Annotated in this window: 15 protein-coding genes and 2 pseudogenes; 9 read left to right on the plus strand and 8 right to left on the minus strand. The window is 65.0% G+C overall.

Annotation, left to right across the window (positions count from 1 at the left end; translation table 11 throughout):
- The 3 genes and pseudogenes from D769_RS20505 to D769_RS20515 form a co-directional block, all read left to right on the plus strand.
- Positions 1-2,141, plus strand: a pseudogene (locus D769_RS20505) (hypothetical protein); the annotation flags it as partial.
- A 65-nt stretch (positions 2,142-2,206) separates the two neighbouring features.
- Positions 2,207-3,259: a patatin-like phospholipase family protein gene (locus D769_RS20510; protein ID WP_008649035.1), complete on the plus strand. Its 1,053-nt coding sequence runs from the start codon at positions 2,207-2,209 to the stop codon at positions 3,257-3,259.
- A 3-nt stretch (positions 3,260-3,262) separates the two neighbouring features.
- Positions 3,263-4,720 (plus strand): GntP family permease, encoded by a 1,458-nt coding sequence (locus D769_RS20515; RefSeq protein WP_008649041.1) that lies wholly within the window; start codon positions 3,263-3,265, stop codon positions 4,718-4,720.
- A gap of 35 nt (positions 4,721-4,755) precedes the next feature.
- Here the strand turns inward: D769_RS20515 and D769_RS20520 are convergent, their stop codons facing one another.
- From D769_RS20520 to D769_RS20530, 3 genes are all read right to left on the minus strand, one after another.
- Positions 4,756-5,334, minus strand: coding sequence for a septation protein IspZ (locus D769_RS20520; protein ID WP_008649043.1), 579 nt, complete (start codon positions 5,332-5,334; stop codon positions 4,756-4,758).
- A gap of 181 nt (positions 5,335-5,515) precedes the next feature.
- Positions 5,516-5,962, minus strand: coding sequence for a hypothetical protein (locus tag D769_RS20525; RefSeq protein ID WP_035883655.1), 447 nt, complete (start codon positions 5,960-5,962; stop codon positions 5,516-5,518).
- Positions 5,963-6,022: 60 nt separating this feature from the next.
- The gene (locus D769_RS20530) at positions 6,023-6,538 is read right to left on the minus strand and encodes a cupin domain-containing protein (protein ID WP_008649048.1); all 516 of its coding nucleotides are present in this window, start codon (positions 6,536-6,538) and stop codon (positions 6,023-6,025) included.
- A 267-nt stretch (positions 6,539-6,805) separates the two neighbouring features.
- Between D769_RS20530 and D769_RS20535 the strand changes: the two genes are divergently transcribed.
- The 4 genes from D769_RS20535 to D769_RS20550 all read left to right on the plus strand — a co-directional run bounded on the left by D769_RS20535 (position 6,806) and on the right by D769_RS20550 (position 10,397).
- Positions 6,806-7,714 carry a DMT family transporter gene (locus tag D769_RS20535; protein WP_008649050.1) on the plus strand — a complete coding sequence of 303 codons (909 nt, stop codon included), beginning with the start codon at positions 6,806-6,808 and terminating at the stop codon, positions 7,712-7,714.
- Positions 7,698-8,465: an AraC family transcriptional regulator gene (locus tag D769_RS20540; RefSeq protein WP_008649052.1), complete on the plus strand. Its 768-nt coding sequence runs from the start codon at positions 7,698-7,700 to the stop codon at positions 8,463-8,465. The genes D769_RS20535 and D769_RS20540 overlap by 17 nt, the downstream gene beginning before the upstream one ends.
- A 90-nt stretch (positions 8,466-8,555) precedes the next feature.
- Complete coding sequence (locus D769_RS20545) at positions 8,556-9,647, plus strand: alpha/beta fold hydrolase (RefSeq protein ID WP_040011174.1); 1,092 nt, start codon at positions 8,556-8,558, stop codon at positions 9,645-9,647.
- Positions 9,648-9,971: 324 nt separating this feature from the next.
- Positions 9,972-10,397, plus strand: a complete 426-nt coding sequence (locus tag D769_RS20550) for a hypothetical protein (RefSeq protein WP_008649054.1) — start codon at positions 9,972-9,974, stop codon at positions 10,395-10,397.
- Between the two features lie 60 nt (positions 10,398-10,457).
- Here the strand turns inward: D769_RS20550 and D769_RS31330 are convergent, their stop codons facing one another.
- From D769_RS31330 to cls, 4 genes are all read right to left on the minus strand, one after another.
- Positions 10,458-10,643 (minus strand): hypothetical protein, encoded by a 186-nt coding sequence (locus D769_RS31330; protein ID WP_080709809.1) that lies wholly within the window; start codon positions 10,641-10,643, stop codon positions 10,458-10,460.
- Between the two features lie 35 nt (positions 10,644-10,678).
- On the minus strand, positions 10,679-11,191 hold the full coding sequence (locus D769_RS31335; RefSeq protein WP_080709810.1) for a hypothetical protein: 513 nt from the start codon (positions 11,189-11,191) through the stop codon (positions 10,679-10,681).
- 230 nt (positions 11,192-11,421) lie between these two features.
- Complete coding sequence (locus tag D769_RS20560; protein WP_008649056.1) at positions 11,422-12,087, minus strand: TetR/AcrR family transcriptional regulator; 666 nt, start codon at positions 12,085-12,087, stop codon at positions 11,422-11,424.
- Between the two features lie 109 nt (positions 12,088-12,196).
- On the minus strand, positions 12,197-13,630 hold the full coding sequence (gene cls, locus D769_RS20565) for a cardiolipin synthase (RefSeq protein ID WP_040011172.1): 1,434 nt from the start codon (positions 13,628-13,630) through the stop codon (positions 12,197-12,199).
- A 323-nt stretch (positions 13,631-13,953) separates the two neighbouring features.
- Between cls and D769_RS20570 the strand changes: the two genes are divergently transcribed.
- A complete protein-coding gene (locus D769_RS20570) occupies positions 13,954-14,739 on the plus strand; it encodes a response regulator transcription factor (RefSeq protein ID WP_008649059.1) in 786 nt (261 codons plus the stop codon).
- Between the two features lie 20 nt (positions 14,740-14,759).
- Here the strand turns inward: D769_RS20570 and D769_RS20575 are convergent, their stop codons facing one another.
- The gene (locus tag D769_RS20575; protein WP_051705465.1) at positions 14,760-16,592 is read right to left on the minus strand and encodes a phosphodiesterase; all 1,833 of its coding nucleotides are present in this window, start codon (positions 16,590-16,592) and stop codon (positions 14,760-14,762) included.
- Positions 16,593-16,890: 298 nt separating this feature from the next.
- Between D769_RS20575 and D769_RS20580 the strand changes: the two are divergent.
- Positions 16,891-17,193, plus strand: a pseudogene (locus tag D769_RS20580) (methyl-accepting chemotaxis protein); the annotation flags it as partial.

Below are 17,193 nucleotides of genomic sequence, written 5' to 3' on the forward strand. Positions count from 1 at the left end.
CCGCGCCCGGCAGCCGGCTGCCGGGCGTGACCGGGCCGATGTCACTAGGCGCGGGCGCCGAGATCGTCGCCATTCCGGGTAACGAACTCGTCCTGATGGTGGCGTTCGACCAGCGCTGGCCCGATACGCGCGGGCTGCGCATCGTGCTGGCCGAGCGCGTCGGGCTGCTCGCCGATCCGCCCTGTCAGGTCACGTATCCCGACGACGGCACGCCGCGCTGGGACGCCGACGCCCGCACGCTGACGTTCTTTCTGCCCAAGGGCCAGATCGCCAGGCTGACCTATGCCAGCTTTGTCCATCCCGACCTGATCGGCACGTTCGGCCTGCCAGACTGGGTGGACACCGCCGCCGAAAAGGCACTGCTACAGCAGATGGCGCTGACCGGCGCGGCATGGATGCTCACGCCGTACCGGCCGCTGGTACTGGTTCACGCGACGCAGCAACCGGTCTGCACGCCGGAGTTCCTGACCGAACTGGGCAAAGCACGCAGCCCGGGCGATCGCTTTGCCAAACTTGGCGCGCGTGTGCGGGTGCATGGGCCGAGCACGGGCAAGCTGGAGTTGCAGGCGACATGGACCGAATGGATCGATGACCCCGCCGACGCAGCAGGCCCCCGGATCGCGCAATGCGAGGGCACACTGGCAGAGATCGCCCTACCGGAGAATGCACCCAACCTCGACAGCCTGGGCCCGCTTGTCGATGCGATGATCGCCGATCCGACACGACCCCGCGCGCGCGGCGACCAGCACGAATTCGGCGATACGAAATGCCGTCTGGTGTCGTACTGCCTGCGGGCTACGACGCGCTTCCGCGAGTACCTGCCGGCGGCCCTCTATTCGGACCCGAACGCCATCACCCGTACCGGGCAATTCGCGCAGGGGCCACGCATGGTGCGTGGCGCCGACGACGATCCAGGCGCACCGATGCTGCGGGCTGCCGATGGCACCGGCGCCTATACCGTCATACCCGCCAGCGCTCCGCCAGACGCGCCGCGCGTGCGCTACTGCGTGCCGACGTTCCGCTGGAGCGGCACGCCCACCAACACGGACTTCGACACCACCCGGCTCGGCAACGGCGTGCGCGTATGGCTGGATCGCCCGTGGTTCACGTCCGGCGAAGGCGAACTGCTCGGCGTCGTATTGCCGGCCAGCGGGGATTTCGCCAGCATCCCGCTGCCGCTCGAGGGGCTCGTGACCCAGTGGGGTGCCGATCCGCTCTGGGATTCGGTACTGCCGAAAATGTCGATCCACGACACTGACTTCCCGGCGCGGGTGACATCGGCATTGGCCCCACTGCAGGAAGCGGGCAATCCCAAGGTCATGGTGGTAGGGCATCGGGTTCACTGGCACGCCGAACGCAGTTGCTGGTACTGCGATATCGAGCTGGACCCGGGGTTGACCTATATGCCCTTCGTGCGGCTGGCGCTGGTCCGCTACCAGCCAAATGCGATCGACGAGGCGCTGGTGTCGAAAGTCGTACTCTGCGACTTCGCTCAGGTCCTGCCGCGCCGACGCGCCACCTTCGCCCGCACCGGGGCGCAGGTCAACGTCAGCCTGCGCGGTACCGTGCCGGCCCACGGGCCGATGAAGTGGTCGGCCGATGGCGAATATCTCGACATCTCGTTTATCCCGCCATTCGGTACCGAGGGCGAGACCGGACGCAACAAGGTGGAAGTCGTGCTGCAGACGCGGGACCCTGCCATCGACAGCGATCTGGCCTGGCAGGATGTTCGCGTGCTGGCGGACAGCCTGCTGGACCCGAAGGCCCCGCTGAATATCGGCACCGTGGGCCAGCATCTGGTGGGACAGGCCCCGCAGCGCATCGTCCCCGAAGTGCTTGGACTTGGCCGCATCGCGCCCCCCGCTGCCGTCACCGGGGCTATTGGGGCTATTGGGACTATTGGCGCCATTGGAGCAATCGACGTGACCCGGCCATCGCTGGGCGACCTGCTCGATCCGGTGATCTGGTCCGGCACGGTGACGCTGCCCGATGTCGCCGGCAAGCCCGCGCGGCTGGCCATCCGGGAGTTCGAGCGGTATTACACCGACCGCACCGTGCCAGAAGTCCGGGCGGGCAAATCGTTGCGGCGCCGGGTGGTGGAGGAACGTCTGGTCTACACGACATTCTTTCCGCTTGCCTAAGTTGCAGCGCAACACAAATAATAGAGCGGCTTGTACCTCACGTGATTCACCCAACGGAGAGACACATGGCCGACGATGGCAAGACCGCCGCACCGCCGCCAGGGCGGGAGCCGCTGCTGATCGACCTGGCGCTACAGGGCGGCGGCGCGCACGGCGCCTTCACCTGGGGCGTGCTCGATCGGCTGCTCGAAGAGCCGTGGCTGGAGATCGACGGCATTTCCGGCACCTCGGCCGGCGCCATGAACGCCGCGGTGCTCGTGCATGGCCACGCGCTTGGCGGTGCCGAAGGCGCCCGGCAGGCGCTGTCGGACTTCTGGCAGCGCGTCTCCGAGACGGCGCGTTTCAGCCCGTTCCGCCGCAGCCCGCTGGACGTGATCCTGGGCCGCTGGACCCTCGACGATTCCCCGCTGTTCGTCGCCGCCGATCTGGCGGCTCGGATCTGGTCGCCCTATGACCTGAACCGCGCCGGCAGCAATCCGCTGGCCGATATCCTGCAGGCCAGCATCGACTTCGAACTGCTGGCGCGCGCGCCCATCCACCTGTTCGTCACCGCCACCAATGTGGAAACCGGCCGCGGCCGCGTGTTCAAGAACGCAGAGGTCACGTCCGAGGTGCTGCTGGCCTCGGCGTGTCTGCCCACGGTATTCCAGGCCGTGGAAATCGACGGCGTGCCCTACTGGGATGGCGGCTACGCCGGCAATCCGACGATCACGCCGCTGGTGCGGGAATGCTGCTCACACGACACAATCCTTGTGCAGATCAACCCCGTGGCCCGCCCGGGCGCGCCACGCAGCGCCCGGGACATCGTGAACCGGCTCAACGAAATCTCGTTCAACGCCGCGCTGCTCAAGGAGTTGCGGATGATGGCGGTGCTGCAGCGCGTGGCCGATCCCGGTGACGCGGAAGGGGCTCAATGGGCCAATATGCGCATCCACCGCATTGCCAGCGACAAGATCGCGGAGTACGGCACGGCATCGAAGATGAATGCGGAGTGGTCGTTCCTGTGCCTGCTGCGCGACGAAGGGCGTGAAGCGGCTGCGCAATTCCTGGCCGAGCACGGCGATGCGCTCGGCCAGCGTTCTTCGTTCAATCTCGACGAACTGCTCGAGGAGATCTGAACCATGGGTCTCCTTGGCATCGTTATCGCCCTGGGGGCGATGATCTGGCTCGCGTTTCGCGGCTGGAGCATCCTGATCATCGCGCCGGCGGCGGCCCTGCTGGCCGCGGCCACGGCGGGCGAACCGCTGCTGGCTCACTGGACCCAGACCTTCATGGGCACGGCGGCGGGGTTCGTCGCCCAGTTCTTCCCGTTGTTCCTGCTCGGCGCCCTGTTCGGCAAGCTGATGGACGACAGCGGCTCCGTCACGGCCATTGCCGAATGGATGACGCGCGTGCTCGGCCCCCAGCGAGCGATGCTGGCCGTGGTGCTCGCGGGCGCGCTGCTGACCTACGGCGGCGTGAGCCTGTTCGTGGCGTTCTTTGTGCTGGCGCCGATGGCGCACGCGCTGTTTCGCGCGGCAGACATCCCGCCACGCCTGATGCCCGCCGCCATCGTACTGGGTACGTCGACGTTCACGATGTCGGCGCTGCCGGGCACGCCGGCGATCCAGAACGCGATTCCCATGCCGTTCTTCAGCACCACGCCGTTCGCCGCGCCCGGCCTGGGTATCGTGGCCAGCGCGATCATGCTGACGTTCGGGCTGTGGTGGCTGTCGCAGCGCGAGAAAGCTGCGCGCCGCAGGGGCGAGGGTTACGCCATTGCCGAGGAGGAGGCTTCGCCCGATGAGGTGGCGGAGCGCCCGCTGATCCGCGAGCTTGCCAGTACCGCACGCGAATTCGACCCGGCCGAGGCGCTGCAAGGCAGTCGCAGCGACGAGCCGCCAGCAGCCTTTATCGCGCTGCTGCCGCTGGCCGTGGTGATCGCGGTGAACCTGCTGATGAGCTTTGTGGTGCTGCCACGGGTGGATGCCGACTACCTCGGCCTGCCCGAATGGGGCGCGACCACGTTGCAGGCAGTCAGCGGCGTGTGGTCCGTTATCGTCGCACTGACCGCCGCCATCCTCTGCCTGATCGCACTGAATTTCCGGCGCCTGCCGGAGTTGCGCGACAGCATGGGCGCTGGCGCCCATGCTGCTGCCCTGCCGGTGCTCAGCGTGGCCAGTCTGGTGGGATTCGGTGCGGTGGTAGCCAGCCTGCCCGGGTTCGGCGTCGTGCGGGACTGGGTGTTGTCGATCGAGGGGGGCCCGCTCGTGTCGCTGGCCGTGGCAACGAACGTGTTGTCGGCGCTGACCGGCTCAGCCTCTGGTGGCCTGACCATCGCGCTCGATGCGCTCGGCGGCACCTACCTGACACGTGCGTTCGACCTGGGCATCGATCCCGCCATCCTGCATCGCGTGGCGGTGATGAGCGCCGGCACACTCGACACGCTGCCGCACAACGGCGCCGTGGTCACGCTACTGGCCGTATGCGGGGCCACGCATCGGGAAAGCTACGGCGGCATCGTGATGGTGGGGATCGTTGGCCCGATGCTGGCGCTGGCGGCCGTGATCGCGCTGGGGAGCTGGGTTGGTTCGTTCTGAAGCGGGATGAAACGAAGCCTGATGCACCGAGGGGGTCAGGTGGCCCCCTCCCCGCCGACCTGGGGCTGCACGATTCCCATCCGGCGCGCGGCCAGTTTCATCTGCGTGAACTGGATCCCGAACAGCGCCAGCTTCGATGCCAGCGGAAACACGCCGATAAAGAGCGGCCACGATGCCGTGAACGCCACTGCCACCACCAGGTTCAGCACGCCGGTGAGCAGCATCAGAGCGGCCCACAGGTAGCCATAACGGGTCAGCAGATCGCCCATGCGCTCCCGCGCGACCGGTGGCACGTAGCGGTGCATCCAGCCACCGCGCAGCATGACCACGCCGACCAGCGCATACAGCACGCTGGGCTTGCCCATCACGAAGCGGGGGTCGTTCGTCAGTAACGTGGCGGCGGCCGATACCAGCACGCTGATCAGGCTGATCCATTGCAGCGCGGCAATGGGCTCGCCCCGAAACCTCGCCCAAAGCACCACGCCGACCGCCACCGCAGTACCCGCCGCAGTGGCCACCAGCGTGTTGACGTTCATGGCGAACAGAACGGCAAAGACAATCACACCAAGGGAGTCAAGCACAACCGGGCGTAGCGCAGAGAGGAATACCTTCATGCAGAGCCTTTCCGAATTTTCAGGGGGCGGCGGCGCGCATCCGATACGTCGCCGGACTGGAAACTAATCACCGCATAGTTCGCGAAAGTGTCGGAGACAAGCTCGGGCGAGTCAAGGAAAAGATGGCCGGGATCAGGGTTGGTCCGGATGTCGCCGCGCGCTTGCGGTGGCGTCCTCGGCACTAACAGCCAAGCTGACCACGCTGATTCACGATGGCCTGACGGTTGGTCTTGAGTTGCGCCATGTTGTCCCAGGCGTTGCCCTGACGCATGGCGAGGTCGTTCTGGCGGAGCTGATTGAACAGCATGGTGCAATTGGACCGGCGGTTGTTCTCAGCGGCGATCGCCATCTGCTGTTCACGGGCGCTGACCTGCTGCAACTGCCTGGCTTCAGCGTCGTGGCGCCGGAGATAGGCTTCCTCCTGCTGCCGGGTGACCGCCGTCTTGCCGATGATCGAGAGCGTGCCGCCCGGCTCGCCGGCATTGCGGTAGCCGCTCGGGCACGTCACGCCATCGTCGAGATAGAGAACTTTGTGGTCTGGGCCATCGCACCGGGTCGCCGCGAAGGCGGTCATCGCATTCGTGGCGCAAAGCAGGACAGCCAGCATGACAGCGTTCCGTGCATCCATGGTGAGTTGGCCTCGTTGATCGGACGGACAGGACAGGTAAGGCAAGCGACGGGCCGTTGCTTATGCCTTGCCCAGCCGGGTAATCAACGCGGCGTGACGTGGATGGGATGACGCCAGCCGCTCCAGTTCGTCGCGGGCCGCCAGTTCGAACTCGCTGAATTCGAATCCCGGCGCCACCGTGCACCCGGCCAGGGCATAGCCGGCCGCGCCCGGCACGCGTTCCGCGGCAAACCAGCAGCCGGCCGGCACTACCGCCTGGAAGACTGTCCCAGGCTGGAACAGCGGATTACCCAACCGGTGCGTGGTGAACGCGCCGTCGGGCGCCAGCACGTGGACATTGAGCACGTCGCCCGCGTAAAAGTGCCAGGCCTCGTCGGACTGGATGCGATGCCACGCCGAAAAGGCGCCATCGCACAGCAGGTAGTAGATGGCCGTGGATGCCGAACGCTCGGCACCATCGGCCACGCGTGTGACGCGCGCGGCGTCCCGGTAGGTCTCGCGGTAGTAGCCGCCTTCTGGATGCGGGACCAGAGACAGTTCATCGATCAGGCGTTGCTGCGGTGAGCGCGTAGGCATGGCTTGTTTCCGGAGCTGCAGAGGCTGCGGGGGCTGATGTGTGGATCGGATGACTGACACGCCACCTTACCCGAAAGCCAGACATGACAAAATGTCGGCCGATGGTGGCATGGCGCCGGCATTGCAGGATTCGCCAAGACGACCCGGCACGTGGCGGGTTAGGCTCCCGGACAATACGGACCATTCCGCGGACCATTCCGCCGACCATTCTCCGGCCCAGGAAAAGCCATCCCGAGGCTCCTCCAAGGCCCTACCCGATTCGAACCAATGTCGCGCCCCTTCCCCGCCTGGCTCCCGGCCATGGCTTTCGTCCTGATCTGGTCCACCGGCTTCATCGTCGGCAAGGCCGTTGTTCCGGTTGCCGACGCCAACCTGTTCCTGCTGGCCCGCTTCACTCTGGCCGCGCTGATGTTTGCGGTGGCGGCGATGGCCAGCGGCGTCACGTGGCCTGCGCTCAAGCAGGTGCCACGCCATCTGCTGGCCGGCGCGCTGATGCAGGGCATCTACCTGTGCGCGGGCTACGGCGCGGTGGCGCATGGCCTGTCCCCTTCGATCATGGCGCTACTTGGCGCCTTGCAGCCGCTTCTGACCGCCCTGCTTGCGATCCCGCTGCTGAAGGAGCAACCTTCGTCCCGTACCTGGCGCGGACTTGGGCTCGGCGCGTTGGGCGTCGGGCTGGTCGTGCTTCCGGCCATGCAGGCCGGCACGCCGCAGACCGTGTCGCCATGGATCATACTGACGGGCGTGCTCGCCATTCTCTCCATCACGATGGGAACCCTCCTCCAGAAAACCTCGATCGCCCGCGCGGATATCCGCGCCAGCTCGGCCTGGCAGAATGCCGGCGCCATGCTCGTGGCTGGGGTGCTGGTCTGCGCCACGGGCGGGGTTGGCGCATTGCGCTGGGAAACCGGCCTGACGCTGTGGGCGTCGCTGGCCTGGGCTGCGTTCGTGCTGTCAGGGATCGGCACCTGGCTGCTGCTCAGCCTGGTGCGCCGAGGACAGGCCGCCAACGCGGCGGCGCTGATGTTCCTGGCGCCACCGCTTGCCGCCGTGCAGGCCGCGCTGTTGTTCGGCGACCGGCTCGCCCCGCTCCAGTGGCTCGGCATGGCCGTGGCCGGTATTGGCGTGTGGCTCTGCCAGACGCAGGGCAACCCCCGACATGCCCAAGCTCGTTGAACACGCCTCGCCGCTGGTCGAGCCGCGCCGTTATTCGCCGCGACCCTTTGGTCATGCGCATGACTACCATCAGTTGCTGTTCGGCGTGGATGGGGCCATCGAACTCGAAATTGACGGCCATGCCTATCGCGTCGATGGCCAGCACGGGCTGGTGGTGCCTGCGGGCGCTCACCATGTCTGCGCGGGCCTGACCGAAAACCTCCAGCTCGTGGCGGACTTTCCCGCCAATTCCGTCGCTCTGCCCGCGCGGCTAATGGAGAACCCGCGTGCCTTCGCCATGGATGCCAGCTTCGCTGCCCGCGTCCGCGCGTTGGCGACGCATCGCCCGTCTGGCGACCTGCCACTCCAGCACGCCTGGCATTGCGCAACGGCGCTCGCGGGCAATCTGGCATCGGCGCTGGGTCTCGATGCGGCCCGCAACGATGCCACGCATTTCCCGGCAATGGCCATCGATGCATGGCTACGCGCCAATCTCGCGTCGCCGTTGCGGGTGGACCAGCTTGCCGCGCGCATGGGCTGGGGCGCGCGTCGGTTTCACACGCTGTTTTGCGAGGCGTTTGGCGATACCCCGCACGGCTACCAGACACGCCTGCGGCTGGACCAGGCCGTGCAATGGTTGATGACTGGCACGATGTCGCTCGCCGATATCGCCTATGGCGTTGGCTATCCCGATCAGACCACCTTCACACGCGCGTTCGCCCGTCGGTTCGGCAAGCCGCCCGGCGCGTGGCGGGCCGCTGCCCTGGCCTGATCTGCAGATTTCCCCCGCCGCGCGTATGATGCGCGCGTGTTCGAGCCAGCGAACCAGCAAACCAGAACGGGGGAGACAACCATGATGACAATGATCACGACGGTCGGGCTCAAGCGCCTCGCCGTTGCCACGCTATTCGCCTCCGGGCTAGTCCATGCGCAATCACCGGTGCCGGTGATGCAACCCACTGAAGGCGATTTCGAAGCGCGCGACTTCCACTTCCAGAGCGGCCAAACGCTGCCGACCGTCAAGCTTCACTACGCGACGCTGGGCACGCCCACGCGCGGCGCCGACGGCAAGGTCAACAACGCCGTGCTTCTGCTCCACGGCACCACTGGCACAGGCCGCGCGTACCTGACGCCGCTGATGCAGAAGGAACTGTTCGCGGCGGGCCAGCCGCTCGACGCCTCGCGCTACTACATCATCATGCCCGACGGCATCGGCCGTGGCGGATCGAGCAAGCCCAGCGACGCGCTGCGCGCGAACTTTCCGCGCTATGGCTACAACGACGTCGTGGAGGGTCATTACCGTCTGCTGACCGAGGGACTCAAGGTCGATCATCTGCGGCTGGTACTGGGCACGTCGATGGGCGGCATGCAGACGTGGGTCTGGGGTGAACGGCATCCGGGCATGATGGATGCGCTCATGCCAATCGCCAGCCAGCCCGTGGCGATGTCAGGCCGCAACTGGTTGTGGCGCCGGATGTTGATCGACGCGATCCGCAACGACCCCGACTGGAACGGTGGCAACTACACGCGGCAGCCCACCCACTGGACCCGCACCACGCCGGTGTTCGCCCTGATGACGCAAAGCGCAGCCACGTTGCAGAAGGCCGCCCCTACGCGCGACCAGGTCAACCAGTACGTCGACAAGACCGTGGCGGACAGCCGCGGCATGGACGCCAATGACTACCTGTACTGGTTTGAATCGTCATGGGACTACAACCCCGAGCCGGATCTGGGCATGATCCGCGCGCCGCTTTACGCGGTGAACTTCGCCGACGACATGATCAACGCAGTGGACCTCGGCGTCATGCAACGCACCGTGCCGAAGGTTCGACAAGGCAAGTACGTGGAGTTGCCCGAGAGCGAGAACACATATGGGCATCAAACGTTGCAACACCCCGAGGTATGGAAGCCGTATCTCGTTGAACTGCTGAAGTCGCTACCCGCGCAAAAGTAGCCACAAGAAAGTAGCCACAAAAGTAGCGCCACGTTCGCCCACCCCGCCCGTGCGGCCGAGTGCCGCACTGCAATGCGCGAGGCGTGGCGAGCGCCTGCGCAGCAAGCCCGGCACGCTTTGTCGCGGGGCCGCAATACGGGTATTTCGCTAGGCTTCAACGCTAGATCGCGCCTGCCCCGCTGCCTATACTGACTTCGCACCGTACACAGCATCACGCTGTGTACGCGTGTGCCCGATAACACTAGCGGGCAGGCTCTGGCGGCCCCGGGAGGATGCCACGGATGATCATGTCCATTCGGCCTGCCATTGAAGAGGAAAGTGAAGATGGACATGCCCAGCGAACAGTTCCTTGCGATCCAGGAAACCCGCCGCTTGGGGCTCCGGGCATTGCGCGCGGCGCTGCTCCAGGTTCACAAGGAAGTCATCGGTTATGACCGTGGCCAGTACGAGCGGCTGCACGGTCCGATTCCAGCCGGCCAGTTCGTGCAACTCGTGACCGAGGAATCCTTCTTCCGCTGGCTCGATCCACTATCGAGACTGATCATCGAGATCGACGAAGAACTCGATGGTGAAGAACATCACGACGAAACCTGCCGGGCCGTGGCCGCCGCCGCGCAGAAGCTGTTCAGCGAGCGTGGCGACGTGGACTTCCGCAAGCGCTATCAGGAGGCGCTACAGGATGAAGCCGCGGTCACGGTCGCGCACGGCCGACTGATGTCCGTCATCGGGCAATTGCGCCAGTTGCCCTAAAGTGCGCCAGTTGCCCTGGTTGCCTGGCCACTTTCGCTAACGCTCACACACGCCTTCCAATCACCCTTTTCCGCCCGGCCCCTTGTGGGCCGGTTCGTGCGGCACAGGATGCACCGCGATCGGATCACTGGCCGGAAATGTCTCGCGCAAGGCCTCGTCGAGTTCCTGCTCGACCTTCTGGTCATGCGACTCGCGTGCCTTTCTTGAAGCAGGTGTGAGAGATTTGGTGGAATCCAGTTTGCTCATATCGTCGGCTCCTTGAAAAGTGCTGGTGATGCCTGTCAGCGATGTCCGCCTCCGCGGCCACCACCGCTCCGTCCGCCCCGACCACCGCCACCCCATCCTGGCATTCCACCTGCGCCCTGGTAGCCGGGGTACGCGCGATACCCAGGATAGCCCGGCGACCCTCGATAGCCGTAGTAGCCACCGCGATACCCATACCAGCCGTGCCCGTAGTATCCACGGTACCCACGCCCATACCATCCGTAGCGGTAATAAGAGGTGTGACAGCAGCCATACCAGAAGCTGCCGAAGAACACGCCACCAGTGTACGCCGGCCAGTAAGCGGGCCAGTACGGATAGCCGCCACCATACGCGTACGGGTAACCGTACCAATAGGGATACGCGTAGTCATACTCGTAGCCCGGGTACCCACCGTAGACAGAACCAAGGTCGCCCAGCGGATAGTTGGGGTCATAACCGTACGGACTGTCATAGCCGGGATACGTTGCGCAGCCGCCCAGCATCGTTGCCGCGGTCACTGCCGCCAGGACCCACCCGTGGGCGCCCCTCATCACAGCCTCCTGTCGATATCCGGTCGGAATTGACTTCCGACAGTCACTTAGACAGTAGCCGCATCGAGAAGTCCAAAATTCGGAGTATTCCGATTCTCATATGAGAATCGTCTCCTTACACTGCCTCTCGCCCGTGCAATACGGGCGACCCACCCGGTTTCAGGGTCGACCCTCCCCCTGAAACACAGGCTTCACGATGCCACGCGGTCCCCGTCCCGTGGCATCTTTTTTCACAGACCCTTCTCCACCAGATCGAGCAGTCGTTGCCCGATCACTCCCGCCAGCTCCCTTGCCCGACCGCGCAGCGGCCCGTCGATGAGCATGATCGACAGACCATGCACGGCCGACCACGCAAGGTACTCCGCACCCGGACGTCGTTCGGCCGGAAGCAGGCCTGCCTCTACCCAGCGATCCAGCGCCGCGCCGAGCAGTTCGAATGGGTTCAGTCCGCTATTACCGGCTTTTGCCGGATCGGAATCTTCCTCCACATCGTCGGGAACCGAGAATGCGGTGCGAAACAGCCCGGTTTCAGCCAAGGCAAAGCGCAGGTAGCCCGTGCCTACCGCCCGCAGGCTGGCCCGCGCGCGCTCGGCAGGCGCGGCATCGGGAGGAATCGCCGCCAACTCCGCTTCCATTGCTATCGCCAGGCTGGAAAGCGCGTGCGCGCGCACTGCCTGCAAAAGATCCTGTCTGTTCGCAAAGTGCCGGTATGCCGCATTCGGCACGACGCCCGCTCGGCGTGTCGCCTCGCGCAGGACAATGGCATCGGGCCCGCCCTGCCGTGCCAGATCGATGCCTGCTTCGAGCAGGGCGCGGCGCAGGTCACCATGGCGATATGTGGTGCGCGTGGGCGGTGTCGGCGGTGCGGGCGATGTGGGCGCGGCGGTTCGATTCATGCTAGCTCCCATGCGGACAGCGTCCAGGGCAACGAATAACAATAGTAGACAGTGTACACAACCACTTCCAGCACCGCTGGCCCGCGCTGTTCGCGTATTTCCCGCGTCACTAAAGGATGGGAGCGAAGAGCTTGGCCACGTGCATCGCCACACGCAGGATGGCGGGCGCGCCAAGGAAGTCCTCGCGGTCGATCTGACGGGCCTCCGCGAAATCGGCTTCCAGCATCTCCGCCACGCTGGCCGCGAACTCCGGGTGAGCCGTCATGACCATCATCTCGAAGTTGAGCCGGAACGAACGATTGTCCAAATTCGCGGTGCCGACGGCCGCCGCGTCGTCGTCGATCAGGATGACCTTCTGGTGCAGGAAGCCCGGCTGGTACCGGAACACCTTCACGCCGGCGCAGACGGCCTGGTGGGCATAGATAGTCGACGCTCCATAGACCACGTAATGGTCCGGCCGGGCCGGTATCAGGATGCGCACGTCCACACCACGCAGCACTGCCAGTCGCAGCATCGCGGATACGGCTTCGTCGGGCACGAAGTATGGCGACGTAATCCAGATGCGCTTGCGCGCGGCCTGGATCGCCTCGACGAAGAACAGCGAGCACGTCTCCTGCGCATCCGCCGGCCCCGATGGCACGATCTGGCACACCATGTCGCCGAAGCGCCTCGGCGGCGGCAGCAACAGGTAGGGCACCTCGTGCGCGGCCCAGTACCAGTCCTCGGCGAACGTCATCTGCAGCTCGAGCACTACGGCGCCGCGAATCTCGATATGGGTATCCCGCCAGGGCGCGAGTGGTGGCCTGCGACCGAGGTATTCGTTGCCGACGTTGTGGCCTCCGACGAAGGCGCGCTCGCCATCGACGATCACCAGCTTGCGGTGATTGCGGAAGTTGAGCTGGAAGCGATTGACAAAGCCGGGATGCGTGGCGAATGAACGCACGTTGACGCCGGCTTCCTCCAATGCACGCAGGTAGGCCCGGCCAAGCGCGTGACAGCCGATGCTGTCGTAAAGGAAATAGACCTTGACCCCTGCCTTGGCACGCTCGCACAGGCGGCGTTGCAGTTCGAGTCCAAGTTCATCGTCGTGAACGATGAAGAACTGGACCACCACGACCTGTGTGGCGGCATCGATCGCGGCGAAAATCGCCTGGAAGGTTGCCTCGCCGTTGACCAGCAGCCGCACGTCGTTATTGCCCAGGCATGGCATGCCAGTCAGGCGCGGCAATGCGCGCATGCATTCCTGATCGGGATTCATCACCAGGCAGGCGCTGAGCGAATCCAGCTCCTGGGTGCTCATGTTCTGTCGGATCTCGCGCAGCCGGTGATTGTTGAAGCGCCGCGCATTGACGTATCCCGCGAAGCGGCTTCGTCCGAAGATCAGATAGGGGATCAGCGAGAAGTACGGCATCATGACCAGCGACCCAGCCCAGGCGATGGCCCCGGGCGCAGTGCGTACGGTCATGACGGCGTGCAGCGCCGCGATCACGCCCAGCACGTGAAGAGACACGACGATCGCTGCAATCACACTAGGGGTCAACATAGGCAGCCAGGGCCGGACGGGATGGACGCTATTCTGGCACAGCACATCACTTCAAACATCCCCGAGCCACGCCCCCGAATCCATGCTGCCTAATTTTTAGGCAGACCGATGCGCTCCCATGACCCGGCGCGACTGGCGCAGACGCCGACGCAGTTATCCACACAATCTGTGGATAAGCGACGCCACGCACGCGTCGCCAGGCGGATGTCCGATTTCGTTTCATTCCTACGTCAACGCCATCCATTTAAGGAAACACCGATTGTTCGCCCTACAAACGCTGGATACGCTGCAACGCGTTTACTTCGCTTTCCAGAGAATGTCGCATGAATGCCCGAACGAACATCGCGCTGCTGGCAAACAGCTCGTCGCCCCTGCATCCGCTGCAGGAACTCCTTGCCGTCGCCGGCTACCAATGCAACGTCTTTCACGCCGGGCGTGACCTGATTCAAGGGCTCGGCCATGACAGCTACGAGATGCTCCTGATTGACCGTGAACTGGCCGACATCTCCGCCATCGACGTGATTCGCACCGTCCGGGCCGTGCGCAACCGCGACGTGCCAATCGTGATCTTTGCCAGCGAAAACAACGACGACGACCTCGTCGAGGCCCTCGATGCCGGCGCGGACGACTACGTGCTCCGCCCTCTGGCTGCGCGTGTGCTGCTGGCCCGCATCGCCGCATTGCGCCGGCGCATGAGCGGCACGCGCTTGCGCGGAGCCATACCGTTGCGCGCCGGGCCATACGAGCTGAGCAACCCCGGTCGCTACGCCACGCTCAATGGCGACCGGATTCCGATGACGCCCAAGGAGTTCGACCTGGCCATGCTGATGTTCGCCAACGCGGGCCGCATCCTGGCCAGCCGCCGCATCGAACATACGATCTGGGGCCATGACTTGCCGCCCTACTCCCGCGCGCTGGCCGGGCTGGTATCGCGAATGCGCCGTACCCTGAACCTGTGCCCGGAGACCGGCGTCACGGTCAGCGTCGTCTATGCCCAGGGGTATCGGCTGGACATCCTCGATCAAGCGGCGCGCCACGAATTGTCCGCTGCGGCTCGCGTGGCCTCCGCGTCATCGACCCCAGCGCGGATGCTCAAATCGCTTGCGTAGATCCGTCTGAAAATCCAGATCTAGATATCGAGCACGCCGCGCGCAGCCAGTTCGGCGATATCGATCCGCGCAACGCCTGATGGCGCGCGCTTGGCGCTGCGCTTGGCCACCGCCGAGGCCGCACCGATATGCTGGCTGCAGAGCCGCAGCGTCGCCATTGCTTCCGCACTGACACTGACCACGCCAGCGGCCATCGTTACCGGCACGAAGAACGCCGGATTGCCGAACCGGTCCTCGCCGTGAATACCGCCAGCAGCGCGATCCATCGACGAGTACAACATCAGTGCTGCATCGTTGAAGCGTGCAATGGCATCCCGGATACGCACCTCCCAATCGTCCCCCTGATACAACACCAGGAAGTCGTCGCCGCCGACATGCCCGAGGAAGTCGCGCGCGGGATCGCATGCCTGCGCCAGAATCGCGGCCGCGCCCTTCAGCATTTCGTCGCCCTTCCAGTAGCCGTAACGATCGTTGAATGGCTTGAACTGGTTGAGGTCGACATAGCACGCATGAAATGCGCTGCCGGCTGCAATGAGTCGGTCGACATGCTGGTTCAGCAGGATGTTTCCGGGCAGGAACGTTAGCGGATTCGCGTAACGTGCCGCCTCCATGCGTACCTCGGTGGTGGCGCGTAGCAGATCGGCCACGGTGCCAAGACCCACGTATCTGCCTTGATCAGTGATCACGAAACCATCGGCCAGCACATGGGATTGCTCGCCCGCGAAAAGCTCGGCCATATCCTCCAGGCTGGTGCGGCGGTCAAAGCAAACTGGCGCCGGATTGGCCAGCGTGATGCAGGCCTTCCTGCCATAGAGTTCCCGATGAAATGGCGTGGCGTAGCGGTCAATCAGGATTTGCCGGTTCATCATCGCCACCGGCCGCATTGCCTCGTCCACCACTGCCATCGCGTGCAGATCAGGCTGGCTGTGAAACCGCGCCAGGACGTCGTTATTGGAGGTGGTGGGATGGATCGTCGGCGCGGGGCGCAGGAGTTGCCCGGCGGTCATGCCCGACCATCCCGTGCGCAAGGCTTGGGGAAACACCGCGATCTGCCGCGAGGCCAGCACAGCCCGCACCTCCGGCGACGCCTGCGGTTCAGGCAGCGCCACTGGCCTCCCCAAAAAGTAGCCCTGGCCCGCGGAAACACCAAGATCCCGCACCATGGCCAATTCCTCGACCCGCTCGATGCCCTCTGCGATCACGTGACCACCGAATGCCCCCATCATGCGCAGCATCCCGCGCAGTATCTCCAGCCGGCGCGAGCACGTATCTATCCCGCGCACGAGCGACTTGTCCAGCTTGATGAACTGCGGCGACAGATCGGCCAGCATGTCGAGATTGGCATGGCCCGAGCCAAAATCATCCAGAGCGTAATGCACGCCTAGCTCGCCGAGCAGCGCCATGGCCTGGCCAAAGGTCTGGGCATTGCCGATGGCAGTCTGCTCCGTGATCTCGATAACGACCCGGGAAGGTGCGATCGCCGCCGCACCGCCGACAATGCCATCGGCCCCCAGCAACGCGGCCATGGTGTGTCCACGCCCGACCAGAAGATGGCGCAGCGTCAATGGACTGAAGTTCAGGAACAGCTTGCCCGGCAGGTTCAGCGACGACCACGCATCGAGCGCGGTACGGGCCGCCGCCACTTCAAGCTCCACGGTCGTCCCATTTGCCTGCGCGAGTCGGAACAAGGCGTCAGGCATCTCGTGCAACGACGCGGCCGGGCCGCGAATCAACGCCTCATGACCCAGAATGTCCCCATTGCCCAGCGACACGATTGGCTGGAATACCGCCTGCAACGAAGGCAGGCACACAGCCTCTCGGGCCGTGGCCAACGAGGAGGCGACGGTCAGCATGACATGCGGATAAGGGTTGAATGACAGGTTATCGACCGCGCAGCGTGATGCCACGGGGCGGCTTCCGGCGCGGACGATAAATGGAGCGCCCGCCATTTCATGACAACAATGTGTCACCTGTATGACGACGTCACCCATTCAGGGGTGTCACGTTATCGTCACATTCATGCACGACGATCGCGCTGCACTGCAGCACGACCCACGCCCCGCACTCCCCAGGGAATGACCGAGAGGCCGGCGTGCCGCAGCGCATCGGGTCATGGAGTGACGGGGTCGCGGCCCCGAAGGAGTGTTTCTCGTGTTGCAAGCCATCAAGCTGGGTCTGCCTGGACTGGGAGCCAAATCCCTGTGGCAAGGACTGGCGCGCCTGCCGCTGGTCATGCGGCTGTCTGCGGCATTCGTGCTGATCTACGCGTTCGGCGCGGCCGTCGGACTCACCGGCATCATCAATCTGATTCAGCTGAAACAGGATACGGACACGCTCTACCAGCGCGACATGCGCGGCGCGATCTCCGCCGAGCGTGCTCAGGCGGCGCTGGCCACGCTGGGCCGCGCCCAGTTGTCGCTGACGCTGGCCACCAGCACCGCGGAGCGCGACACC

The organism is Cupriavidus sp. HMR-1 (assembly GCF_000319775.1).
Lineage (GTDB): Bacteria > Pseudomonadota > Gammaproteobacteria > Burkholderiales > Burkholderiaceae > Cupriavidus > Cupriavidus metallidurans.

Bases quoted from the DNA above. Each gene is read 5' to 3' on its own strand.
- D769_RS20550 (WP_008649054.1), top strand. From the start codon at position 9,972: ATGGACATGCCCAGCGAACAGTTCCTTGCGATCCAGGAAACCCGCCGC.
- cls (WP_040011172.1), bottom strand. From the start codon at position 13,630: ATGTTGACCCCTAGTGTGATTGCAGCGATCGTCGTGTCTCTTCACGTG.
- D769_RS20545 (WP_040011174.1), top strand. From the start codon at position 8,556: ATGATCACGACGGTCGGGCTCAAGCGCCTCGCCGTTGCCACGCTATTC.
- D769_RS20540 (WP_008649052.1), top strand. From the start codon at position 7,698: ATGCCCAAGCTCGTTGAACACGCCTCGCCGCTGGTCGAGCCGCGCCGT.
- D769_RS20525 (WP_035883655.1), bottom strand. From the start codon at position 5,962: ATGGATGCACGGAACGCTGTCATGCTGGCTGTCCTGCTTTGCGCCACG.
- D769_RS20510 (WP_008649035.1), top strand. From the start codon at position 2,207: ATGGCCGACGATGGCAAGACCGCCGCACCGCCGCCAGGGCGGGAGCCG.
- D769_RS20570 (WP_008649059.1), top strand. From the start codon at position 13,954: ATGAATGCCCGAACGAACATCGCGCTGCTGGCAAACAGCTCGTCGCCC.
- D769_RS20515 (WP_008649041.1), top strand. From the start codon at position 3,263: ATGGGTCTCCTTGGCATCGTTATCGCCCTGGGGGCGATGATCTGGCTC.
- D769_RS31335 (WP_080709810.1), bottom strand. From the start codon at position 11,191: ATGAGGGGCGCCCACGGGTGGGTCCTGGCGGCAGTGACCGCGGCAACG.
- D769_RS20575 (WP_051705465.1), bottom strand. From the start codon at position 16,592: ATGCTGACCGTCGCCTCCTCGTTGGCCACGGCCCGAGAGGCTGTGTGC.
- D769_RS20560 (WP_008649056.1), bottom strand. From the start codon at position 12,087: ATGAATCGAACCGCCGCGCCCACATCGCCCGCACCGCCGACACCGCCC.
- D769_RS20530 (WP_008649048.1), bottom strand. From the start codon at position 6,538: ATGCCTACGCGCTCACCGCAGCAACGCCTGATCGATGAACTGTCTCTG.
- D769_RS31330 (WP_080709809.1), bottom strand. From the start codon at position 10,643: ATGAGCAAACTGGATTCCACCAAATCTCTCACACCTGCTTCAAGAAAG.
- D769_RS20535 (WP_008649050.1), top strand. From the start codon at position 6,806: ATGTCGCGCCCCTTCCCCGCCTGGCTCCCGGCCATGGCTTTCGTCCTG.
- D769_RS20520 (WP_008649043.1), bottom strand. From the start codon at position 5,334: ATGAAGGTATTCCTCTCTGCGCTACGCCCGGTTGTGCTTGACTCCCTT.